Source organism: Methylovirgula sp. (genome assembly GCF_037200945.1).
In the GTDB taxonomy this organism is placed as follows: domain Bacteria; phylum Pseudomonadota; class Alphaproteobacteria; order Rhizobiales; family Beijerinckiaceae; genus Methylovirgula.
Map to the genome: position 1 here is coordinate 1,950,457 of NZ_JBBCGP010000001.1, position 23,118 is coordinate 1,973,574.

Annotated in this window: 22 protein-coding genes; 15 read left to right on the plus strand and 7 right to left on the minus strand. The window is 61.4% G+C overall.

The genetic code is table 11. The features are described from left to right. The first annotated feature begins 78 nt into the window (after positions 1-78). Positions 79-573 (plus strand): flavin reductase, encoded by a 495-nt coding sequence (locus WDN02_RS09510; protein ID WP_337293260.1) that lies wholly within the window; start codon positions 79-81, stop codon positions 571-573. A gap of 4 nt (positions 574-577) precedes the next feature. Here WDN02_RS09510 and WDN02_RS09515 read toward each other — a convergent pair whose 3' ends face one another. Then, a complete protein-coding gene (locus tag WDN02_RS09515; RefSeq protein ID WP_337293261.1) occupies positions 578-1,048 on the minus strand; it encodes a DUF6101 family protein in 471 nt (156 codons plus the stop codon). A 145-nt stretch (positions 1,049-1,193) separates the two neighbouring features. On the opposite strand from WDN02_RS09515, the gene WDN02_RS09520 reads away from it, so the two are divergent. The 3 genes from WDN02_RS09520 (at position 1,194) to WDN02_RS09530 (ending at position 4,079) form a co-directional block, all read left to right on the plus strand. Next, a complete protein-coding gene (locus tag WDN02_RS09520; protein WP_337293262.1) occupies positions 1,194-2,258 on the plus strand; it encodes a 3'(2'),5'-bisphosphate nucleotidase CysQ in 1,065 nt (354 codons plus the stop codon). A gap of 66 nt (positions 2,259-2,324) precedes the next feature. Beyond that, positions 2,325-2,567, plus strand: coding sequence for a DUF4170 domain-containing protein (locus WDN02_RS09525; RefSeq protein ID WP_337293263.1), 243 nt, complete (start codon positions 2,325-2,327; stop codon positions 2,565-2,567). 195 nt (positions 2,568-2,762) lie between these two features. Next, positions 2,763-4,079 carry a 3-deoxy-D-manno-octulosonic acid transferase gene (locus WDN02_RS09530; protein WP_337293264.1) on the plus strand — a complete coding sequence of 439 codons (1,317 nt, stop codon included), beginning with the start codon at positions 2,763-2,765 and terminating at the stop codon, positions 4,077-4,079. A gap of 24 nt (positions 4,080-4,103) precedes the next feature. On the opposite strand, the gene WDN02_RS09535 is transcribed toward WDN02_RS09530, so the two are convergent. The 3 genes from WDN02_RS09535 to xseA all read right to left on the minus strand — a co-directional run bounded on the left by WDN02_RS09535 (position 4,104) and on the right by xseA (position 6,721). Then, on the minus strand, positions 4,104-4,325 hold the full coding sequence (locus WDN02_RS09535) for a DUF2093 domain-containing protein (protein WP_337293265.1): 222 nt from the start codon (positions 4,323-4,325) through the stop codon (positions 4,104-4,106). Between the two features lie 87 nt (positions 4,326-4,412). Then, entirely contained in the window at positions 4,413-5,156 is a 744-nt protein-coding gene (locus tag WDN02_RS09540) for a metallophosphoesterase family protein (protein ID WP_337293266.1), read from the minus strand. After that, positions 5,153-6,721, minus strand: a complete 1,569-nt coding sequence (xseA, locus tag WDN02_RS09545; RefSeq protein ID WP_337293267.1) for an exodeoxyribonuclease VII large subunit — start codon at positions 6,719-6,721, stop codon at positions 5,153-5,155. Before xseA ends, WDN02_RS09540 begins: the two co-directional genes overlap by 4 nt. A 109-nt stretch (positions 6,722-6,830) precedes the next feature. Between xseA and WDN02_RS09550 the strand changes: the two genes are divergently transcribed. From WDN02_RS09550 to WDN02_RS09560, 3 genes are read left to right on the plus strand one after another with little or no spacing between them, the layout of a single operon-like run. Then, on the plus strand, positions 6,831-7,472 hold the full coding sequence (locus tag WDN02_RS09550; RefSeq protein ID WP_337293268.1) for a YoaK family protein: 642 nt from the start codon (positions 6,831-6,833) through the stop codon (positions 7,470-7,472). Positions 7,473-7,489: 17 nt separating this feature from the next. Further along, on the plus strand, positions 7,490-9,271 hold the full coding sequence (locus WDN02_RS09555) for a cation:proton antiporter (protein ID WP_337293269.1): 1,782 nt from the start codon (positions 7,490-7,492) through the stop codon (positions 9,269-9,271). Positions 9,272-9,306: 35 nt separating this feature from the next. Beyond that, complete coding sequence (locus tag WDN02_RS09560; protein ID WP_337293270.1) at positions 9,307-10,209, plus strand: TIGR01459 family HAD-type hydrolase; 903 nt, start codon at positions 9,307-9,309, stop codon at positions 10,207-10,209. Positions 10,210-10,214: 5 nt separating this feature from the next. Here WDN02_RS09560 and WDN02_RS09565 read toward each other — a convergent pair whose 3' ends face one another. Next, positions 10,215-10,610, minus strand: coding sequence for a response regulator (locus WDN02_RS09565; protein WP_337293271.1), 396 nt, complete (start codon positions 10,608-10,610; stop codon positions 10,215-10,217). Positions 10,611-10,876: 266 nt separating this feature from the next. On the opposite strand from WDN02_RS09565, the gene WDN02_RS09570 reads away from it, so the two are divergent. After that, positions 10,877-11,842 carry a bifunctional riboflavin kinase/FAD synthetase gene (locus tag WDN02_RS09570; protein WP_337294907.1) on the plus strand — a complete coding sequence of 322 codons (966 nt, stop codon included), beginning with the start codon at positions 10,877-10,879 and terminating at the stop codon, positions 11,840-11,842. Here WDN02_RS09570 and murI read toward each other — a convergent pair. Continuing rightward, complete coding sequence (gene murI / locus WDN02_RS09575) at positions 11,839-12,675, minus strand: glutamate racemase (protein WP_337293272.1); 837 nt, start codon at positions 12,673-12,675, stop codon at positions 11,839-11,841. The genes WDN02_RS09570 and murI overlap by 4 nt on opposite strands. A gap of 166 nt (positions 12,676-12,841) precedes the next feature. Here murI and WDN02_RS09580 point away from each other — a divergent pair, with 166 nt between their 5' ends. Next, positions 12,842-14,296: an MFS transporter gene (locus WDN02_RS09580; protein WP_337293273.1), complete on the plus strand. Its 1,455-nt coding sequence runs from the start codon at positions 12,842-12,844 to the stop codon at positions 14,294-14,296. Here WDN02_RS09580 and WDN02_RS09585 read toward each other — a convergent pair. Beyond that, complete coding sequence (locus WDN02_RS09585) at positions 14,272-15,096, minus strand: RNA methyltransferase (protein WP_337293274.1); 825 nt, start codon at positions 15,094-15,096, stop codon at positions 14,272-14,274. The genes WDN02_RS09580 and WDN02_RS09585 overlap by 25 nt on opposite strands. Positions 15,097-15,299: 203 nt before the next feature. Here WDN02_RS09585 and WDN02_RS09590 point away from each other — a divergent pair, with 203 nt between their 5' ends. From WDN02_RS09590 to purD, 6 genes are all read left to right on the plus strand, one after another. Next, entirely contained in the window at positions 15,300-16,526 is a 1,227-nt protein-coding gene (locus WDN02_RS09590) for an NADP-dependent isocitrate dehydrogenase (protein ID WP_337293275.1), read from the plus strand. A gap of 118 nt (positions 16,527-16,644) precedes the next feature. Further along, on the plus strand, positions 16,645-17,073 hold the full coding sequence (gene dksA, locus WDN02_RS09595; protein ID WP_337293276.1) for an RNA polymerase-binding protein DksA: 429 nt from the start codon (positions 16,645-16,647) through the stop codon (positions 17,071-17,073). Between the two features lie 266 nt (positions 17,074-17,339). Next, on the plus strand, positions 17,340-18,596 hold the full coding sequence (locus WDN02_RS09600; protein WP_337293277.1) for a pitrilysin family protein: 1,257 nt from the start codon (positions 17,340-17,342) through the stop codon (positions 18,594-18,596). A gap of 63 nt (positions 18,597-18,659) precedes the next feature. Further along, positions 18,660-19,949, plus strand: coding sequence for a pitrilysin family protein (locus WDN02_RS09605; protein ID WP_337293278.1), 1,290 nt, complete (start codon positions 18,660-18,662; stop codon positions 19,947-19,949). Between the two features lie 24 nt (positions 19,950-19,973). Continuing rightward, the gene (gene mutL, locus WDN02_RS09610) at positions 19,974-21,770 is read left to right on the plus strand and encodes a DNA mismatch repair endonuclease MutL (RefSeq protein WP_337293279.1); all 1,797 of its coding nucleotides are present in this window, start codon (positions 19,974-19,976) and stop codon (positions 21,768-21,770) included. A 71-nt stretch (positions 21,771-21,841) separates the two neighbouring features. Further along, complete coding sequence (gene purD, locus WDN02_RS09615) at positions 21,842-23,113, plus strand: phosphoribosylamine--glycine ligase (RefSeq protein WP_337293280.1); 1,272 nt, start codon at positions 21,842-21,844, stop codon at positions 23,111-23,113. The last annotated feature ends 5 nt before the right edge of the window (positions 23,114-23,118 follow it).

The window sequence follows — 23,118 nt, forward strand, 5'->3', positions numbered from 1 at the left end:
TATTTCACGCTGGCGTCCCGGTCTGCGATATCCGGGGGAGGCTTTTGATGCAGGGAAAGCGTTTTTATGAATGCAGTGATGAGCGATGATCTTTCGGTCGCCCCGGAACGCTTCCGGGAGGCCATGAGCCGCGTGGGCTCGGCTGTTCATATCGTGACCACCGGAGGCCACGCCGGCTCGGCAGGCATTACCGCCAACGCCGTGACCTCAGTGACGGCCGAACCGCCGACGATGCTATTTTGTCTCAACAAAACATCGCGGGCCGCGCCGCTCCTGATCCAAAATGGGGTTTTCTGCATCAATACGCTGGCGAGCGCGCATCAGGAATTGTCCGACATTTTCGCTGGGCGCACGGAGCACGCGCTCGAGGAACGTTTTGCCGCCGCCTCCTGGGGCAAGCTTGTCACCGGCGCGCCTGTGCTGACGACAGCGCTCGTGGCTTTCGACTGCCGGTTGATCGAGGCCAAGGAAATGTCGACGCACCTGATCCTGATTGGGCGCGTCGAAGCCATCGACGTCGCGCCGAAGACCGAGGCGCTGCTTTACATGCACCGCGGTTATAAGCAGATCTGAGCGTCTATTCGCGCGAGAAGAGCTCAACTTCCGTCGTGAAGACCTTCAGCGCGGTCGGGCGCGTGGCGCGGCCACGCACACGTGAGCGGCGGCGCATCGGCCGGCGCAGACGTATTTCCGGGTCGGTGCCGATCTTGGCGTCGAGCAATGCCGGTTTGGCGAAAAACCGCGCCCAATCGCTCCAGGGTCCGATCAGAGCTGCGATATCGGTCGCACGAGATAGCGTGATTGAGAGATCGGCGTCGGAATGATCAAGGGTCAGGCGGTAAAACCGGCGCTGAAGCTTGTCCTCACGCGTGAGGACGACACCGCGATAGGCTTCGATCGGCACGGCAAGGCGCATTTTGACGCCGCCCAGCGCGCGATCGATGCGAATGCCGCGCGCGCTCAGACGAATGGTCCGCGTTCCACCATCGGCGCGCTGATCAGGCTCATGATAGGCGCAGGCTTCGGGATTGCGATCGAGCTTCGGCATTGAGTCTTCTCCAAATTACCGTCCCCACTGCGGCTTTGGGAAAAGTTTGCCGGAAGCTTCCTGAAATAGAGAGTAAATCTCTGATTTTCATGGAGATTTATGATTTTATGCTTGTCCGACCGTTGGCGGAAAAGCAGCAATTTTAATGAAAATCTCACCTCCGGCCTATTCTGGGATCACGGGTTGCTTCAATCCGCGCGTGATCGGCCTGAATTTTGCTGCCTTTCACACGAAGATTGCGGCATCGCAAAAATTAATCGGATGCGTGGCTGCGTTTGGCGCCCGGCGCGCGTTCAACCCGGATAAGGGGTTGGGCATGAACATGCCGACATTGGACAGACAGGTCAGCAGCGACAAACGTGAGGCGTCGGATATGCCCCGGTCGCAAGCCTTGGATATGGAAAGTCTGTCGCACGATCATTCACTGGTCGCGGGGGTCATTGAGGCCGCGCGCGCCGCCGGCGAAATTGCGCGCGCCTACTTCCGGCCAGGCGAGAAAACCGTCGCCGGTATACACAAGAAAGCGGATGGCTCGCCGGTCACCGAAGCCGATCTTGCTGCGAACCTCCTGCTTGAGGAGAGTCTGCGTCAGCTCATACCCGAAGCCGGCTGGCTCTCCGAAGAATCCGCCGATCTGCCGGGACGTCTGGACCACGATTTCGTTCTGGTCGTCGATCCAATCGATGGAACGCGGAGTTTCGCCGCCGGCGATCCCGTTTGGGCCGTTTCGGTCGCGCTCGTCCATCGGCAGCGGCCGGTCATCGGCGTTGTCCATGCGCCGGCGCTCAACGAAACCTATGTCGCCGTCAAGGATTCCGGCGCAAGGCTCAACGGGCAGGCCATCGCCGTCTCGCGTCATGCGCAATTCGACGCTGCGACGCGGGTTGCCGGGCCTTTGGGCTTTGCACAGCGATTGCGGAATGCGGGTCTTGATTTTGAACTTTTGCCGCGAATTCCTTCGCTGGCGGTGCGCATCTCAAGGGTTGCCGCAGGCGTGTTGGATGTCGCGCTCATTTCCGCCAATGCGCAGGATTGGGACATTGCGGCCTGCGATCTGATCCTCACCGAGGCGGGTGGCCAATTGATCAATTTGCGCGGCCGCCAGCCACTCTATAACCGGGTCCATACGTTGCATGGCGAATTGGTGGCCGGGCCAGACGCCCTGCTAACGCACTTTAGGGCCGCGGCCGGCCTTGCCGCCACGTCGTAAGCTTTAGTCCTTGCCTGTTTTTTGCTAGAGCATGGCGTCAAAGTCACGCAAATCGACGGGCATTTCATGGCGGCAAACGATCACAAACAGCTTCTTCATCTCGTTTTCGGCGGCGAACTTGTCGATCTGGAGGGCACCGAATTTCGCGATCTCGACGCGATCGATATCGTTGGCGTGTTTCCCGATTATCAGTCGGCCTACAAAGCCTGGAAGGCGCGTGCGCAGGCGACCGTCGACAATGCTCACATGCGCTATTTCGTGGCGCATTTGCATCGCCTCCTTGAGCCAACGGAGCCGCCGAAAAGTTGAGCTGAAGCCTCACAGCTCTTAAAGCGGGAGAAACCGCTTTTTTCGCGAACAATTTCGCACCTCCGCAAGCTCTGGCCGCAAACGTCTGTCAAAGATACATGGTTTGCCTCCGGGCGCTTGATTGCGGCGCGCTCTGCCTGTTCATTAGGGGCCGCTGGCGTCGCCGCTTGGTTCATCTTGGCAGTCGTTTGCGTCTTGATCAAAACCCTTCCCATTTTGCCCATTTATCAGGCCGCCAGCGCCGCCTTCGCGCCGCTGAGCCCGCTGGTGCTTTATTGCCGGCGAAAATTGCGGCGGGACGATTACGATCGCGATGGGGAACGGCTGGGGCGTCCGAGCGAGCCGCGGCCGCCAGGCCCTCTGGCTTGGCTGCATGGCGCAAGCGTCGGCGAAAGCCTTGCGTTGCTGCCGTTGGTCGAACGGCTCGCCGCACGCGGGTTTACGATTCTGGTCTCGACCGGCACGAGTTCTGCCGCAGCTCTTATCGTGCCGCGCCTGCCGGCTGGCGCGTTACATCAATTTCTGCCGCTCGACGTACCCCAATTTCTCGCGCGATTTCTGGATTATTGGCGTCCCGATCTCGCGCTCATCGCCGACTCGGAGATCTGGCCGAATCTCTTTCTGGCAACCCGGCGCCGTAAAATCCCTCTGCTGCTGATCAATGCGCGAATTTCGCAAAGCGCGTTTCAGCGCTGGCGATGGTTTCCACGCTTCATTGCAACCGTGCTCGCAAATGTCGATTTATGCCTGGCGCAAAGCGAAGCCGACGCAGAGCGTTTTGCACTCCTCGGGGCGCGGCATGTCAAAGTCGCGGGAAATCTCAAATACGATGTCAATGCCCCGCCCGCCGACCGGCAGAGCCTTGCGGCGCTCGCCGTGCGCATTGGTTCGCGCCCGGTTTGGGTCGCAGCCTCCACCCATCGCGGCGAGGAGGAGATCGTGCTCGCTGCGCATCAGGCGATGGCGCAGACGATCCCCGGCCTGTTGACCATCATCATTCCGCGTCATGCGCGGCGCGGCACGGAGGTTGTCGGCCTCGCCGCCGCGCGTGGCTTCACTGTCGCGCAGCGATCATCCGAATTCGAAGTCGATGAAAACGCTTTGCCAGATGTCTACGTCGCCGACACGAATGGCGAGCTTGGATTGTTTTATCGCCTGACCGGCATCGCACTTTTAGGCAAGTCGCTCTTGCCATCCCGCGGCGGCGGTCAGAATCCCATTGAAGCCGCCAAGCTCGGCTGCGCCATCCTGCATGGACTGAACGTTGCCAATTTCGAGCCGATTTATCGCGCGCTCGACGATGCACGCGGTGCGGTGCCCGTTGCGGATGCCGACACGATCGCGCGCGTCGTCGCAATCCTTCTTGCCGATGCCGGCCGGTTGAGACTGATGGGGCGCGCTGCGAGCGAGACAGTGAAGAGCCTGGGCGGCGCCTGCGACCGCATCATGAGTGCGATCGAGCCGCACATCGCCCAACTCTCGATCGAAAGCCGGCAAACGCCGATGAACTGATCGCAGTTTAACTATCGCGCGAGATCACTTCGCGAGTTTCATGCCCATACGCTGCAATTTGGCGTGATAGCTCGCGTAAGGCTCCTGCAGATCGACATTCCAATAGCGCAATTCTTCGAGCGGAATCGGGACGCCGGTGGCAGCGCACCGGACGAATGCGCCCGGCCGCAAAACGCGAATATCGCCGTCGAGATATTCGATTTCGGCCTCGCCGGCGGCTAAAGGGGGACGTTCGTAGCGGTTCATTCTCGGACGTTGCTGATAGAGGGCTCCGCTAAAGATAGCGCAGCTATGGGGGAATTTCCACCGGCGCCGCCGGGGGCCGGATTTTGTTTATCGCCCGACGAAAAGCCGGGCCGCGAGAATGTCGGGCAAGCCAGCGGCGCGGATTTTCTCAGCGGCGGTAGAAATGTCGTAGGCGACCCGCAGGAAAGTGAGCTGTCCGGCCGTATCGTCATAAATTGCATAGGCCGCGGCAGGATTTTCGTCGCGCGGCTGGCCGACGGAGCCGAGCACTGCCAGCCATTTGCCTGATCCGGCGATGGAAATCGGGATGCCGGTCGCCGGCCTCCTGGCTTTTGGCAGCCTGAAGGTCGCGGCCGCGTAGAGTTGCGGGCGGTGGACGTGGCCGCAGAAGATCACGCGCTTCGACGTGGCGCGCAACGAGCGCTGCGCCTCGAGGGAACTTGTCACATACGTCCAGCGTCGCGGCTCGGCGGCATCGGCATGGACAAAGAGGAGATCGCCGCGTTCGGCGGTGAGAGGCAGACCTGCAAGGAAATCCTGCCGGTTTTTGTCGAGCCGCCGTCGTGTCCATTCGATCGAGGCGCGCGCGGCGCTGTTCATGCTGTCGCAGCCGGCGATCAGCGCGGCGTCGTGATTGCCCAGGATAGCCATGGCGCCGTCTCGGAGCTTTCCGGCGACGAGATCGACGACATAGGCAGGATCCGCGCCATAACCGATTAGATCCCCGAGAAAGATCAGCCTTTCCACGCCGCGCCGCTGTGCGTCGGCCAGACACGCGTCAAGCGCCTCGCGATTACCGTGAATGTCGGCAAAGAGGGCGAGCAAGGTCAAAACAGCGAGCCCTGTGCTGTCTTTGGCCGCGCGCGCGCAGGTTTGTCGGGCACTGCCTTTGCTGGCGTGTCGCCCGCTGTTGCCGTTCGGTGTCCATCTGCGAATTCCAGATCAAGTCTTGCCCCGGCGGTGATATCCGCAGCGCGATGCAACGGCTGGCCGCTGCCGTCGCGCACCAGTGCGAAGCCGCGTGCCAGAACCTGCCGATAGCCGAGCGAGCCGAGAAGCTGGCTTTGCGCCGCAAGCCTTTGGCCGCGCCGTTCAAGCAAGGTCGCGACGGCACGTTGCAGGCGCAAATTCAGGCCATCAAGGCGCGCACGTCCCGCATTTGTCTTCTGTGCTTCTAACCGGGTGCGTCCAGCTAACGCGGTGCCGAGCCGCACGCGCAGAGTTGCAAGCCGCTCGCGCCGTGCTTGTGTTGTCAACATCGTGGCGCGACGCAGCCTTTGTTCCAGGCTCTCTAGCTTTTGCGACGCGCGGCTCAATCTTGCTTGCGGCGACTGGCTTGCCAGGCGATGCGCCAGGCGCGCGAGCGCGATATGGCGGCGGTCGAAGGCACCACCCATGACACTGGCGAGCCGCGCACCGGCCTGATCGTAACGCTGGCGCGGTAGCGCAAGAATGGCGTCGCCACGCGGCAGCGCGCGCGCGAGCGATCGCCAATTAGCGCGCTGCTGCGCGAGGTGACGTAGCGCGCCGCCCTCATGCCTGCGGCTCAGATCGGCGAGCCCGGCGAGAAGTTCGCCGCGCACTGGCACGGCCTTTTCCGCGGCACCGGTTGGGGTCGGCGCGCGCAGATCAGCGACGTGATCGAGCAGCGGCCAATCCGTTTCGTGACCGATCGCAGAGATGAGCGGAATGAGGCTGGCCGCCGCGGCACGCACGACGAGTTCATCGTTGAAACCCCACAGATCTTCCAGCGAGCCCCCGCCACGTGCGACAATGATGATATCTGGCCGTGGCGCGATGCTTTCGGGGAGCGAATTCAAGCCCTCGATGGCCGCTGCGACCTCGGCCGCACAGGTTTCACCTTGAACGCGCACCGGCCAGACAAGAACGTGGCGTGGGAAGCGGTCGGCGATACGATGCAGGATATCGCGGATCACTGCGCCGGTTGGCGACGTGACGACGCCGATCGTCGCCGGCAGAAACGGGATGAGTTGCTTGCGGGCGGCATCGAACAGACCTTCGGCGACGAACTTGCGGCGCCGCTCTTCAAGCAATGCCATCAGCGCGCCGAGGCCGGCCGGTTCGATATTGTCGATGACGATCTGATAGGCCGATTTGCCGGGGTAGGTCGTCACTTTGCCGGTGGCGATGACTTCGAGCCCTTCCTCGGGCTTTACTTTCAGCCGCGCCATCGTGCCTTTCCAGATGACGGCATCGATTCGTGCGTTCTCGTCTTTCAGGCAGAAATAGGCGTGGCCGGAGGAATGAGGACCGCGATAATTCGAGATTTCGCCGCGGAGCCGGACGAAGCCGAAATTTTCTTCAATCGTGCGCTTCAAAGCGCCGGCGAATTCGCCGACGGTGAACTCGGGCGCATTGGTGGCGAGTTTCGTCATTTCGCAAAGATGGCGGCTAACGTCTGGAAAAGGAAGGGCATCCCCTCAGTAACCTTGACGCGTCTGGCCCGACAGGCCATCCCGCATTCTGACCCGGAGTGCAGCGCCTATGCGAATCCCGATTGCCCCATTCAGCGGCGTTCTGCTCGCCTTCGTCGCCGGCTATATCGACACCGCGACATTCCTGCGCGTCTCCGAGCTTTTTTCGGCCCATATCACCGGCAATTTTGTCGTTTTCGCCATCTCGCTTGTGCATGGCGTCAAAGGCGTCGACTGGCTGAAACTCATCGCGCTGCCGGTGTTTTTCCTCGGCGTGCCCTTGGCGACGTTCGTCTACGATCGATCGCGGCAAAAAATCCGGACGGTTCTTGCCATTGAATCATCGCTTCTTGTTGGTGTCAGCATCATCGAGCTCTTGCCGCATTCTGCGGCCTATAGTGCCGGGTTCGCCATGCTGCTCGTGCTGGCGATGGCGATGCAGAATGCCGCCCATCATGTCGAGCCTGGCCTTGGGCCGACATCTGCCGTGATGACGACCAATACCGCCAGACTTTTTGTCGCTTTATGGCGTAAAGCGAATCCGCCCTCGTCCGAAGCGCCGCCTGTCAAAGTCAAAGGGATCAGTGCGCGCCTTATTTGCTTCGCACTCGGCTGCGCACTGTCGGCCTTTGCATCGAATACTTATGGGTTGGCAGCCGTCTTGCTGCCGGGGCTCGTCGTTGGGTTTGTCGCATTGTTTCATGAGCCATAAGGATTAAACAGGACTCAATGCCAGAGTCGCCCGAACATTACAAAAGCATTCTGCTGTTTCTCGGCACCGCCGCCATCGTCGCGCCGGTCTTTCGGCGCCTCAAGATCAGCCCCGTCCTCGGTTTTCTCGCAGCCGGTTTTTGTCTAGGCCCCTATGGCCTCGGCGCGCTCGTCGCGCGCGGTACGCTGCCGGGCTGGGTCTCGCATGTGACGTTCGACAATCTCGACGAGATCGCGCCGGTTGCAGAATTTGGCGTCGTCTTTCTCTTGTTCATGATCGGGCTGGAACTGAGTTTCGAGCGGTTGTTGCATCTGCGCCGGCTCGTCTTCGGATTTGGCGCGGCGCAGGTTTTCGTTTCCGCACTGGCGCTCGGCGGCATCGCATTGGCTCTGCATCATTCGCTGGGGTCGGCTGTAATCCTGGGCCTTGCCCTCGCGATGTCATCGACGGCGATTGTCTTGCCGGTGCTTGCCGATCGCAAACGGCTGGGGACCTCGGCCGGGCGAACGATTTTCTCCGTCCTGCTGTTTCAGGATCTGATGGTCGCACCTCTATTGTTTCTGGTGACGATCCTTGGCGCGCATCACGACAAGTTCGATTCGGTCCTGCTCTATACGGTGCTTCCCGCTTGTATCGGGATCGCCGTGGTTGCGCTCGCGGGGCGCCTCGTCTTGCGGCCGCTGTTTCATTTCGTGGTTGCCGCCGGCTCGCCCGAGTTTTTTGTCGCCGCCTGTCTCCTGGTTGTCGTCGGCACGGCGGTGATTTCGGCGGCGAGCGGGCTTTCGATGGGGCTCGGCGCGCTGATAGCGGGTCTGCTTCTCGCCGAGACGGAATATCGGCGTCAGATCGAAGTGACGATAGAGCCGTTCCAAGGCCTGTTGCTCGGCCTGTTTTTTCTCTCGGTCGGCGCCAGCCTTGATTTGTCGCTGATCTTTTCCGCTCCGGTCCGGACGCTCGGACTTGCGGCCGGTGTTATCGCGGTTAAGGCGGTTGCCGTCTATGTCGCCGGGCGGCTGTTCCGCCTCAGCGTAAGGGTCGCTTCAGAAACGGCATTGATGCTGGCGCCCGGTGGTGAATTCGCTTTGGTCGTGATTGCGAGCGCTTTGGCGAGCCGGGCCCTTGGCGCGCAGATCGGCGCGGACGCCCTGGTCGCCGTCACTTTGTCGATGTTCGTCATTCCGCCGATGGCCGGTTTGGCAGCGCTGCTGCCGAGGCCGAAGCCCGAAGCCGATGCCGACCTCGAAAAATTGCCGGCGCCGCTGGAAGAGGGCGCGTCGGCCAAGGCGATCATCGTTGGGTATGGCCGTGTCGGCCAGGTGGTCGGCGACATGCTTCGCGCGCATGCGATCGATTTTCTTGCCATTGAGACCAACGCGGGTCTGGTGAAGCAATTCCGCTCGCGGGGCACCGACATTTATTGGGGCAATGCCACGCAGCCCGAGTTTCTGGCTCGCTGCGGTATCGCCAATGCACGGGCGCTGATTGTGACAATTGGCGCGGTGGAGGGATCGGAAGGCATCGTTGCCGCCGCCCGGCAGCTCAACAAGGACCTAACCATTGTCGCCCGCGCCCGCGATGCGAGTCATGCGCGCGAGCTTTATGAGCTCGGCGTTACCGATGCGGTGCCCGAGACGGTCGAAGCGAGTTTACAATTGTCAGAGGCCGCGCTGGTCGACATGGGTATTCCGATGGGGCTCGTGATCGCCTCGATCCATGACAAGCGCGATGAGTATCGCAAGGCGCTGCAGCCGGCCGGCGCGACGAAAATGCGCGAGTTCCGTGCGCGGCGCCATCGATGATGTTTCATTTGCAACCGGATGAGAGACGTTTCGCAATGCATTTTGAAAGTCCGCCGCCGCGTTTTGTCACAGGCCTTCGCGAACTCGCCGCGAATTATGACGTCGTTCTCTGCGATGTCTGGGGCGTGGTTCATAACGGAATCATCCAATACGAGAAAGCGACGGATGCGTTGCGGCGTTTTCGCGAGAAGGGCGGCTCTGTCATTCTCATCACCAACGCGCCGCGCGCGCGGGCGCGGGTTCAGTCTTTCCTCGATAATTTGCATGTGCCGCGTGACGCCTATGACGGCATCGTCACATCTGGCGATGTGACGATCTCGCTCATTCGCGAACGCGCAGGCCAGCCGCTGGCGTATATCGGGCCGCCGGAGGATATGTCGCTCTTTGACGAGGCCCAATCGGCGCTGAGCGATCCGCTGCGTTTCGTGGACGTCGATGCGGCGACCTATGCCGTCTGCATCGGCCTGGAACATGCGGAACGGGAGACGCCGGAAGATTACGACGCGCGATTGCAAACATTGCGCGCGCGTAATGCGGAGTTCGTCTGCGCCAATCCCGATATCGTCGTCGAGATGGGCGACAAGCTCGTCTATTGCGCGGGCGCCTTGGCGGAGCGCTATGAGGCCTTGGGCGGCCGTGTCGTCCAGGCGGGCAAGCCGCATGCGGAGATTTATAGGCGTGCCATCGCGCTCGCCGCCGAGGTGCGTGGATGTTCGATCGATCCAGCGCGGGTGCTGGCCATTGGCGATTCGGCGCATACCGACATCAAGGGTGGCGAAGCGCAGGGCTTCGACACGCTTTTTATAACGAGCGGCATCCACCGGGCCGAACTGCACGCCGAGACAGGAGCCGGCCCGCTGGATGCGGCGGCTTTGCATCAATTTCTAGATCATCTCGATTTTGCACCCACGGGCACTGCGACGGAATTGCTCTGGTGAGCAGTTCAGGCGACGGCAGCCATTGTGAAGACCGAGTCGATTTTGGCTTTGAGTGTCGTGGCGTTGAATGGCTTGACGATGTAGTGGCTGACCCCCGCTTTGCGCGCTGCAATCACGTTGTCGGTTTTTGACTCCGCCGTCACCATGATGAATGGCACTTCGGCGACGTCTTTGTTTTCGCGGACCTTTTGTAGAAGCTGGTAGCCTGTCATCGGCTCCATATTCCAGTCCGATATGATGAGTCCGTAGGACTTATCATGTATTTTTTCGAGTGCTTCGGCGCCGCTCGATGCTTCATCGATATCGGTGAAGCCGATCTGGCCGAGCAGGTTACGGATGATCCGAACCATCGTCTTGTAGTCATCGACGATAAGGATCGGAAGTGACGGTTCCACAATCATTAAGTCCTCCGGCCGATAAAACGGTCGGTTAATAAAAAGCTATGCCGCGCCGCCAAATCAACTTCATCGGCGCCGCTGCAATTAAACGGATGGGCGCTTGCAATTCAGTTAATTGCGATCCGGAAAACTCTCGGATCGGTCAAATTGCGGGGCAACAAGGTAACGTCTTCTTGTCCACGCTGGCGAAAATGCCGCAGCTTGACGGATGTCGCTTCGCGGGGCAGGTTCGCGCCGCCTGGCGATACGCCCCACCTCTCTGGTTGCTAATGGTCGATTTCGCGTCATCGCGTTTTGTCGTCGCGGTCGATCCCCAGATTCCCCCTGCTGGTCTTGATGGGGCCGTGGTCGCTATCGGAAATTTCGATGGTGTGCATCGCGGCCATGTCGCGGTCCTGAAACGCGCCGAGGATATCGCAGCCCGGCTCGGACGCCCTTGCGCGGTTTTGACTTTCGAGCCGCATCCAGCGGACTTCTTTTTTAGAACCGATACAATTTTCCGGCTTACGCCGCAGGAAACAAAGGCCGTTGCGCTAGCGCGTGCCGGGATCGACGGGATGATCGCGCTGACCTTCGATGCGGACCTCGCCGCCATGCCGGCGGAAGATTTCGTTCGTGATATTCTCGTCGGACGTCTGCATGTCGGCGGTGTGGTTGCCGGCTATGATTTTCACTTCGGCAAAGGCAGGGCAGGCACGCCGGCCTTTCTCGTCGATGCTGGCCGGCGCTACGGTTTTGCGGTCGAGATCGTCGAGCGGATTGCCGCCGATTCAAGCGGCTCGATCCTGCCGGCCTCGTCCACCGAAACGCGAAAAGCGCTCGAAGCCGGCGATGTCGAACGGGCGAAAGTTCTGCTCGGCCATCCCTATTTCATCATCGCTGACGTCGTGCATGGCCACAAGCGCGGCAGGGATCTCGGCTTTCCGACCGCCAATTTGCGGCTTCATCATTCCGTGCGCCTGCGACATGGAATTTATGCCGTGCGGGCACGCATCGATGATATCTGGTTCGGCGGCGTCGCGAGTTTCGGCACCCGTCCGACGTTCGATAATGGCGCGCCCCTGCTCGAAGTCTACGTCTTCGATTTTTCCGGCGACCTTTACGGTAAGACGCTCGAAATCGTCTTTGTCCATTTTCTGCGCGATGAGTTGAAATTCGACTCGATCGAAACTCTCGTTGCGCAGATGCGTCGCGACGAGGCCGAGGCGCGAAAAATTCTCGCGGCCGATGCCTAAGCTATCGCCATCGGGATCGGGTTTTCGAGTATTCTGCCGATCCCCCGCTCATGAAGCGCTTTGGCAAGCGCCGGGCTTGGCCCGGCGCCGCTGGTGAATAAAGCCGCGTGTCGCGGCCAATTTGCCGTTTCCGGCTCTGCTCCGCCGAGCTTCTCCCGCAACACATGATCGAGCCGGCGGGCGATGGCCTCGGCGGGGTCGATCCACGCAACGGGCCACGGCGCGAGCCGCTCGAATTGCTTGAGCAGCAGTGGATAATGGGTACAGGCGAGCACGATGCAATCGGTGCGCTGGCCGTCTTTTTCGACAAAGCTGGGCGCGATTTCTGCAACAATCGCAGCGTCGGTGACGTCTTCGCCCTTCATGCAAGCCTCGGCGAGGCTGGCGAGTTGCGTCGAGCCAACGAGCGTCACGTCGCAATGGGCGGCATAGGTACGCACCAGGTCGTGGGTATAGTCCCGTGCGACAGTGCCTGGCGTGGCGAGCACGGAAATAAGCTTCGAGCGCGATTGTGCCGCCGCCGGCTTCACCGCCGGCACCGTGCCGATGAAGGGAGTTTGCGGATAAGAGGCGCGCAGATGCGGCAAGACTGCGGTCGCCGCGGTATTGCACGCGATGATGACCGCGTCGGGCGCGTAATCCGAAACGAGATGGGTCATCACCGTGCCGACGCGCGCGATCAGCGCGGGTTCGGCGAGCCGGCCATAGGGAAAACCTGCATCGTCCGCCGCGAAAAGGCAGCTCACGTCCGGCCGCAGGCGCATCACTTCCGCCAGAACGGTCAAGCCACCCAATCCAGAATCGAAGACAAGAACGTGCGGCGGTTTTGACATAAGTCTCCAGACGAGGGGCGCTCAATTATACCGGTCCTTAGCCTTTTCGGGCTCGAAGATCGACCCATTTCGAGGGCGAAAGGCGCGGATGTAACAGTTCGCGTTATCTGTGATTCGATTTGAGGCTTTTTCGGCGGCATCCGCGTTGAACTCCCGCGGAGGGGGCATGGCGAGCGAAAAAGCTGCGGACGACCAATCTTTCATCGAAACGCGCGTGCCGGCGCGACTCGACCGGCTGCCCTTCGGCGTGTTCCACCTGCGGATGATTATCGCGCTTGGCATTACCTGGATTCTCGATGGGCTTGAAGTGACGTTGGCTGGTTCGCTCGCCGGAGCGCTGGTGGCAAGCCCGACGCTGCATTTCAACGATTGGGACATCGGTCTGATTTCGGGCTTCTACCTCGCCGGCGCGGTCGTCGGAGCGCTCATTTTCGGTTGGCTCACCGACCGTTATGGGCGCAAGAAACTCTTCTTCATTACGCTCGGCCTTTATGCGGCGGCGACAGCGGCGACAGCTTTCAGCTTCAATCTCGCGAGCTTCTGTCTGTTTCGTTTTTTGACCGGCGCGGGGATCGGCGGCGAATACAGTGCGATCAATTCGACCATTCAGGAATTTACCCCGGCGCGGCTACGCGGGCGCGTCGATATGGCGATCAACGGCTCGTTCTGGGTCGGCGGCGCGCTCGGCGCGGCGGCGTCGATCTACTTGCTCAATCCGGCGCATTTCAGCGCCGACATGGGCTGGCGCGCGGCCTTCTTCATCGGGGCTCTTCTGGCGCTCGGCATTCTCGCCTTGCGGACCTTTATTCCCGAAAGCCCACGCTGGCTCGTCATCCATGGGCACGAGAAAAAGGCCGAGGCGATCGTGGGGCAAATCGAGGCCGAATTTTCCGCGCGCAATATCGCTTTGAGCGATCCGGAAACCTTGAAGCCGCTGCGCATCAAGCCACGAAGCCATACGCCGCTCGCCGAGGTTTTTCGCGCGCTCTTTGTGACGTTCCGTCCGCGCACGCTGGTCGGCCTCGCGTTGATGAGCGCGCAAAGTTTTTTCTATAATGCGATCTTCTTCACCTACGCACTGGTGCTGACGACATTCTATAAAGTTCCGCATCAGAGCGTCGGGCTTTATGTCTTTCCCTTCGCCGCCGGCAATGTGTTCGGGCCTCTGCTTCTTGGCCCACTCTTCGACAAGATCGGCCGCAAGCCGATGGTCGCCGCGACATATGCTATCGCCGGTATCCTCCTCGCCGTGTCGGCCGTGCTGTTCGATGCCGGCGTGCTCGACGCGAAGACGCAGACGATCTCCTGGATGATCGTTTTCTTCTTCGCTTCGGCGGCCGCGAGCGCCGCCTATCTGACGGTGAGCGAAATTTTTCCGGTCGAGATCCGTGCTTTGGCGATCGCCGTATTTTATGCTGTTGGCACGGGCATCGGCGGCGTCGCGGCGCCCGTGCTTTTCGGGGCTCTGATCCAGACCGAAAAACGCGGCCTCGTGCTCATCGGCTATCTTGTCGGTGCCGCCTTAATGATCGGCGCCGGCATTGTGCAGGCGCTCTTCGGCGTGGCCGCTGAGGGCAAATCGCTCGAATCGGTCGCTCAGCCGTTGTCGTCGGAGGGCTGATTTTTTCTCTTCGGCCGTTCCACCCGCGGTCCTTCGACAAGCCGCACGACCATACCGCGGAAACTGCGCACGTCCTGTTCGGTGAGATGCATCCGATGGAACATATTGCGCAGATTGTTCTGCATCACCGGTCGTTTCGCCAAGGGCCGGAAAAAACCGACGCGCTCCAGTTCGCCTTCGAGATATTCGAAGAACGAGACGACCATTTCGCGCGGCGCCCCCGGGGAGCGCTCCGCTTGCTGAAACGGCGGTGCGCTGCCATGCGCGGCCTTCATCCACTCATAGCCGATCAGCAGAACCGCCTGCGCGAGGTTGAGCGATGCATAGGCCGGATTGACCGGAAAGCTGACGATCTTGTCGGCCAACACGACCTCTTCATTGGCAAGCCCGGTCCGCTCGGGGCCGAAGAGAATGCCGAGCTTCTCGCCGCCCCGAATGCGCGCCGCCGCTTCGATCATCGCTTCATCCGCGGCGAGGACAGACTTGACCTGGCCGCGTTCGCGCGCCGTCGTCGCGAAAACGCCGTTGAGGTCGGCGACAGCCTCTTCGAGGCTCGCAAAAAGCCTGGCTGATTCGAGCAGATGCACGGCGCCTGCCGCCGCGGCGTAGGCGCCCTTGCGTAAGGCGCCGGTGCGCGGCCAGCCCTCGCGCGGATTGACAAGCCGCAGATCGCTGAGGCCGAAATTCGCCATGGCGCGGGCGCACATGCCGATGTTTACCGCGAGCTGCGGCCGCACGAGAATGATCGCGGGGCCGCCCGTGAGGCTCGGAATGGTATGATTTGTGCCAGCGCCAGTCATCGCCTCTCTATAGGCGATCTTGCGGCGGGGAGGCGACTTTTCATCGTCGAAAAGCGCTTATTGGAATGCCCTGCAGACGTCCCATGGTCGCCTTTTATGTCACCGTCGCAAAGCGGCGCAAGGTCTATCGCCACGCCGCTTTCCGCTCCCACTTGCCGGTGCTATAGGGGCCGCGCCCCTTCCGTAATGCCAAAGGTTTTGCCATGAACAAGATCAAGGTCGCAAATCCCGTCGTCGAACTCGATGGTGACGAAATGACCCGGATCATCTGGCACTTGATTCGCGACAAGCTGATCCATCCCTATCTCGATATTCATCTCGACTATTACGATCTGTCGATGGAAAACCGCGACGCGACGGATGACCAGGTCACGGTCGAGGCCGCCAACGCGATCAAGAAGCACGGCGTCGGCGTCAAATGCGCGACGATCACCCCCGACGAGGCGCGCGTCAAAGAATTCAATCTGAAGGAAATGTGGAAGTCGCCCAACGGCACGATCCGCAACATCCTCGGCGGCGTTATTTTCCGCGAGCCAATCATCTGCAAGAACGTGCCGCGTCTCGTGCCCGGCTGGACGGCGCCGATCGTCGTCGGCCGTCATGCGTTTGGCGATCAATATCGCGCAACAGATTTCAAAGTACCCGGCAAGGGCCGGATGACGATCAGGTTCGAAGGCGAAGACGGCACTATCATCGAGAAGGAAGTCTTCAACTACCCCGGCGCCGGCGTTGCGATGGCGATGTACAATCTCGACGATTCGATTCGCGATTTTGCCCGCGCCTCGCTGAACTATGGGCTCTTGCGCAAATTTCCGGTCTATCTCTCGACCAAGAACACGATTCTCAAGGCCTACGACGGGCGCTTCAAGGACATCTTCCAGGAAGTCTACGAGAACGAGTTCAAGGCGGATTATATGGCCGCGCGAATCACCTACGAACATCGGCTGATCGACGACATGGTCGCCTCGGCGCTCAAATGGTCGGGCGGCTATGTTTGGGCGTGTAAGAATTATGATGGCGACGTGCAATCGGACACGGTCGCCCAGGGTTTTGGTTCGCTCGGCCTGATGACCTCAGTGCTGTTGACGCCGGACGGGCAGACCGTCGAAGCCGAAGCTGCGCACGGCACCGTCACACGGCATTATCGCGAATATCAGAAGGGCCGCGAGACTTCGACCAATTCGATTGCGTCGATCTTCGCCTGGACGCGCGCGCTCGCCCATCGTGCCAAGCTCGACGACAACGAGGAACTGGCGCGTTTCGCCGCTACTTTAGAAAAGGTCTGCGTCGATACGGTCGAATCGGGTTTTATGACCAAGGACCTCGCTTTGCTCGTCGGCGACAGCCAGAAATGGCTCTCGACCAACGGATTCCTCGACAAGATCAGCGATAATCTGCGCAAAGTGCTTGAGTCGGCGGTGGCCGATTGATGGCTTTTGCTCCGGTTATTTCGGAACGACGTTGAAAACATCTGTCGGAAGCAAGGAACTTATTGTCTAGCCTTGCGCATCTCGTTATAAGGCCAGCGATTTCGTCTGAGGTGCGGAGATGTTGAACGTGCCGAATGAAACGATCGATGTCGATTATCGACCGTCGGAAGACGAGCCTTTCATGAATGAAAGGCAGCGTGAATATTTTCGCCGCAAGTTGCTTGCATGGAAGGAAGATATTTTGCGCGAAAGCCGCGAAACGCTTGTCGTCCTGCAAAATGACAACGAAAACCTTCCTGACCTCGCCGATCGCGCCTCTTCGGAAACGGATCGCGCGATCGAACTCCGTGCCCGCGACCGGCAGCGTAAATTGATTGCCAAGATCGATGCGGCGCTCGGCCGAATCGAGGACGGCAGCTACGGCTATTGCGAGGAGACGGGGGAGCCGATCTCGCTCAAGCGTCTTGATGCCAGGCCCATAGCGACCTTTTCGATCGAAGCGCAGGAGCGCCACGAGCGGCGCGAGAAAGTCTATCGCGACAGCTGAGCGCGGCTTGGCGATTTAAGCCTGGGGACAGCGCCCCCTGCGCGCGCCGCAAATTGCTTCCTATATGGGGCGGGGGTAGCCTCACGGGCGGCTTTGCGAAAGCGCCGAGCGGTTTTCGCGCAATCCTGCCGTGACCTATTCGAGATTCCGGGCATGGCGTAAGCTTAGCCATTGCCTCTCTTTGAGAAAGCAGACGAATGTCCCAGGCTCATCAAAACGCGCCTCTCACGCCTTCGGTATCGCCCGCGAAGCCCGCGGGTCCGGCCGTGACCAGCGCGAAGCTCGCCAATGGTCTTGAGATCGTGGTGATCCCGGATCATCGCGCGCCCGTCGTCACCCATATGGTGTGGTATCGCAATGGATCGGCTGACGATCCGGTCGGCAAGTCCGGCATCGCGCATTTTCTCGAACATCTGATGTTCAAAGGGACGAAGGATTACCCGGCCGGCCAATTCTCCGAACTTATCGCCGATGTCGGCGGCCAGGAGAACGCCTTCACCTCGAACGATTACACGGCTTATTTCCAGCGCGTGCCAAAGGATCACCTGCGCACCTGCATGGATTATGAAGCCGACCGGATGCAGAACCTGGTTCTGACCGACGAGGTGGTGACGCCCGAGCGTGAAGTGGTGCTCGAAGAGCGCCGTATGCGCACCGATTCGGACCCCGGCGATCTTTTGAGCGAGGCAGTGCAATCGGCGTTGTTCACCCGCCATCCTTATGGACTGCCAGTGATTGGCTGGGCGGACGATATCGCCGGCCTCGGCCGTGACGATGCCTTGGCTTATTACGAGCGTTTCTACACGCCGGAAAATGCCATTCTCATTGTGGCCGGCGATGTCGAGCCGAAGGACGTGGTCGCGCTTGCCGGCGAGGTCTACGGCAAGATTCCGGCGCGTGGTGAAGCGCCCAAACGCTGGCGCGTCGGCGAGCCGAAAGCACAGGCGCGTCGGCAGATCACGCTCGCCGACGAGAAAGTCGAGCAGCCCTCCTATCAGGTTTGCTTCCTCGTTCCCTCATATAGAACCGCGCCGCGCGACGCCGAGGCGCTGGAGGTGCTGGCGCATTATCTCGGCGGCGGCCAGACGAGCCTCCTGTTCCGGACACTCGTCGTCGAAAAGAAGCTCGCAGTCTCGATCGGCGCTTATTACGGCGGCACGGCGCTCGATGAGACGCGCTTCTATCTCTATGGCATGCCGGCGCCCGGCGTCTCGCTTGAGACGTTGGACGAGGAGATTGCCGGCATTGTCGCCGGGCTCGCTGAAAAGGGCATCGACGCCGCCGATATCGAGCGCGCCAAATCGCGTCTCGTTGCCGAGACGATCTATGCGCAGGACAACCAGGGCGCGATGGCACAATGGTACGGCGCTTCGCTCGCCACCGGCCTATCGCTCGACGATATTCAGAGCTGGCCAGCACGGATCGAGGCCGTCACGGCAGATCAGGTGCTGAAGGCAGCGCATTGGCTCGATCACCAGCGCGGCGTCACCGGCTTTTTGCTGCCGGCAGGCCGCGCGGCTTAATTTTCAAATGTTGCGACCGCCGCGGAACTGGGTTTCCGGCGATCACGCCCAACGGGATGCAAAATGACCGACAGTCTCAAGACGGAATTGAAGCCCACCAGTTCGCACGCGGCGAAAGTCCAGCAGATCGTCTCGCCCGGCGGCATCAAGGCCTGGCTCGTTGAAGACTACACCGTGCCGCTGGTGGCGCTCGAACTCGCCTTTCTCGGTGGCGCCTCGCAAGACCCTGCCACCCTGCCGGGCGTCGCGACGCTGCTCGCGGGCCTGCTCGACGAAGGCGCGGGTCCTTATGATTCGGAAGCGTTCCATCGCATCCTCGAAGAGCAGGCGATCGAAATCAGTTTCTCGGCCGATCGCGATCTTCTTGTCGGCCGGATGCAGACCCTGGAACGCAACAAGGCCAAGGCATTTGAACTGCTCGGCCTCGCCGTCACGCAGGCACGGCTCGATCTTGAACCGCTCGAGCGGGTGAAAAGCCAGATCTCTGCCGGCCTCCGGCGTGAGACCAATGATCCCGATCACGTCGCGAGCCGCACGTTTCGCGCCATCGCTTATGCGGGCCATCCTTATGGCGCGCCGGTGCGTGGCGATCTTGCGACGATCGATTCGCTGTCGCGGCTGCATATCGCGGATTTCCGCGCCGCGAATTTCGCGCGCGACAATCTGATGGTCGCCGTTGTCGGTGCGATCGACGCGCTGACACTTGGCACTTATCTCGACGATGTCTTCGGTTCACTGCCGCAGAAGGCGTCGCTGCTGCCGGTGCCGGATATTGTTTTCGCCGGCGTCGGGCGGCGCGAGATCGCCGATATCGATCTGCCGCAATCGACGATTCGTTTCGGCCGTCAGGGCATACCGCGCGACGACGCTGACTTCATGCCCGGCATTGTGGTCAATCACGTGCTCGGCGGCGGCGTGTTTTCGGCACGCCTGTTCCGCGAAGTGCGCGAAAAGCGCGGCCTCGCTTATTCGGTCTATTCGCAGCTTGCTGCACAAGACCATAGCGCGATGCTTTTCGGAGGCACCTCAACGAAGAACGAGCGCGCCGCGGAATCGCTCGAAGTCATCCAGGGCGAAATCCGCAGCCTCTCCGATGCGGGTCCGACCGACGAAGAACTCGACAAGGCGAAAAAATATCTCATCGGCTCTTATGCGCTACGCTTCGATTCCTCGACCAAGATTGCGGGGCATCTCGTGCACCTGCAGGCTGAAGGTTATGGCGTCGAATATCTCGATGCGCGCAACAAGCTGATCGAAGCCGTAACGATGGACGATGCCAAGCGCGCCGCGAAGCGGCTCTTTGGCGATGGGTCGCTGCTCGTCGCGGTCGCCGGGCGGCCGGTGGGATTGTAAGGCCGCTCTGGTCCGGGGATCGACATGCCCGTTCGCCGTCTCGATCCCGTCCTTGTCGACCGCATCGCCGCCGGCGAAGTGATCGAGCGGCCAGCTGCGGCGGTGAAAGAGCTCGTCGAGAACGCGCTCGATGCCGGCGCGACGCGCATCGATGTTGCGATTGAGGCGGGCGGCCGCCGTCTCATCCGTGTCATCGACGATGGTCTTGGCATGGGTGCCGCCGATCTCGAACTTGCCGTCGAGCGTCATGCGACCTCGAAATTGCCCGATGGCGATCTTTCGCAGATCGGCACTTTGGGCTTCCGCGGTGAGGCGCTGCCATCGATCGGCTCGGTCGCGACGCTTGATATTTTTTCGCGTGCGCGGGACGCGCGCGACGGCAGCCATATCCGCATCGATCAGGGGCTGAAACACAGGCTCGCGCCCGCTGGGCAGCCGCAGGGGACGCGCGTCGAAGTGCGCGAATTGTTCGCCGCGACGCCGGCACGGCTCAAATTCCTGAAAAGCGACCGTACCGAATCTTCAGCCGTTGCCGATGTCCTCCAGCGTCTCGCGATGGCGCATCCGGAGGTACGGTTTGCGCTCTCGGGCCCGGATATTTCCGGCTTTGATTACGCGGCTTGTACCGCGGACGCTGATGGGTTGTTGCAGCGGCTTACGCAAATCCTTGGCAAGGATTTTCATGCCAATGCGCTGGCGCTCGACGCAGAGCGTGAAGGCGTGCGGCTCTGGGGCTTCGCCGGTCTGCCGACCTGGCATCGCGCCAATAGCAATGGGCAATATTTCTTCGTCAATGATCGTCCGGTGCGCGACAAGCTGTTCGTCGGCGCGGCGCGCGGCGCCTATGTCGATTATCTGCCGGCGGGGCGTTATCCGGCGCTGGCGTTATTCGTGACCTGCGATCCGCGCGAGGTCGATGTCAACGTGCATCCGGCGAAGGCCGAAGTGCGGTTTCGCGATCCGGGCCTTGTCCGCGGCCTTGTCGTCGGCGCGGTGAAACAAACGCTTGAGGGCGCGCGCCATCGTGCGACGCCCAGCAACGGCAGTGCTGCGCTTGATCTTTTGGCGCGCCGGCCAAACGGCAACGGACTTTCCGGCTGGCGGCCGCAGCGGCCGGCGAACTGGACGCCCGAGACCTCCGCGGCCTATTCGGGCGTTGCAGAAGGTCAGGCGCGTTTCGATCATATTGCACCGAGTGCCGATGTGCGCACCGCAGCGGCTTTGCACGACGATGCCGATGCACCGCTCGGCGCCGCGCGGGCGCAAATCCACGGCACTTATATCATTGCGCAGACAAGCGATGGCCTCGTCGTTGTCGATCAGCACGCCGCGCACGAGCGCCTTGTCTATGAAAAGATGAAGGCCGCGCGCGCGGCGGGCGGTATCGAACGGCAGGTTCTGCTCATTCCGACCGTCGTCGAATTGGAAGAGGCGGCTGTCCGCCGTCTCGACGCTGCCGCGCCCCTGCTTGCCGATTTTGGCCTCGTGATCGAAGCCTTCGGCCCCGGCGCCATTCTGCTGCGCGAACAGCCGAGCGTGCTCAAACATCTCGAAGCCGACAGGCTGTTGCGCGATCTCGCCGACGTTCTGGCGGAAGATGAGAGCGCTGCTTTGCCGCTGGAGCGCCGTCTCGATCATGTGCTGGCGACGCTCGCCTGCCACAATTCGGTGCGCGCCGGCCGGCGGCTGCTCCCTGAGGAAATGAATGCGCTCCTGCGCGAAATGGAGCGCACGCCGGGCTCCGGCCAATGCAACCACGGCCGCCCGACTTATGTCGAACTGAAGCTAGCCGACATCGAACGGCTCTTCGGGCGGCGATAAAGACGCGGTAGCGCGCCTAAAAATATCCGTTTACGGATATCCGGGCATATCAATCATCCGAATCCACAATCGTGAACGTCCTTCTCCTTGGCTCCGGCGGCCGCGAACATGCGCTCGCCCTTCAGATTGCAAAAAGCCCGCTCCTGGGCCAATTCTTCGCCGCGCCCGGCAATCCGGGCATTGCGGAAGTCGGGACCTGCGTCGCGCTCGACCCCGCGGATGCGACGGCGGTCGTGGATTTCTGCCGGGTGATGGACGTCGGCTTCGTCGTCGTCGGCCCCGAGGCGCCGCTCGTCGCCGGCCTTGTCGATGAACTGGCGGAGGCGGGCATCAAAGCATTCGGGCCGCGCCGCGCTGCCGCGCAGCTTGAAGGCTCGAAGGGCTTCACCAAGGATCTTTGTACCGCCTTCGCGATTCCGACCGCCGCCGCAGCGCAATTTTCGGATGCCGATACGGCAAAAGAATATATCCGCAGCCGCGGTGCGCCGATCGTCGTCAAGGCCGACGGGCTGGCATCAGGCAAGGGCGTCGTCGTTGCCGAGAGCATCACCGAGGCCGAAGCGGCGGTCGATCAGATGCTGGGCGGCCTGTTCGGCGCGGCCGGACAAACGCTGGTTATCGAAGAGTTTCTCGACGGCGAGGAAATCTCCTTCTTCGCGCTTTGCGACGGCAAGACCGCCCGCGCCTTTGCCTCGGCGCAGGACCATAAGCGGGTCGGCGAAGGCGACACGGGGCCGAATACCGGCGGCATGGGCGCCTATTCGCCGGCGCCCGCGATGGACGATGCGCTTTCGGCACGGGTGATGGACGAGATCATCAACCCGGCGTTGCGCGGCATGGCGCAGATGGGAACGCCTTTCGTCGGCGTGCTTTTCGCCGGCCTGATGCTGACCAAGGACGGGCCGAAGCTCATCGAGTTCAACGTCCGCTTCGGCGATCCCGAAACGCAGGCGATTCTGCCGCGGCTCCAGGGCGATCTTCTCGCACTGCTGCTTGCTTGTGCTGACGGCCGGCTTATCCGCCAGAGCTTCTCGCTGTCGTCGCAACATGCGCTGACGATCGTGCTCGCCGCAGACGGCTATCCCTGCACACCGAAAAAGGGCACGGAGATTCGCGGCCTCGACAAGGCCGCAGCGCTGCCGGGCGTCGTCATTACGCAGGCGGGGACGAAACGTGAGGGGCTCCACCTGCTGGCCGATGGCGGCCGGGTGCTGAACGTCACCGGCCTTGGCGTGACCCTCGCCGAGGCGCGGGCGCGGGCCTATGCGGCCGTCGATGCGATCGACTGGCCCGATGGCTTCTGCCGCCGCGACATCGGCTGGCGGGCGCTCAAAGGGAAATAGCGCGC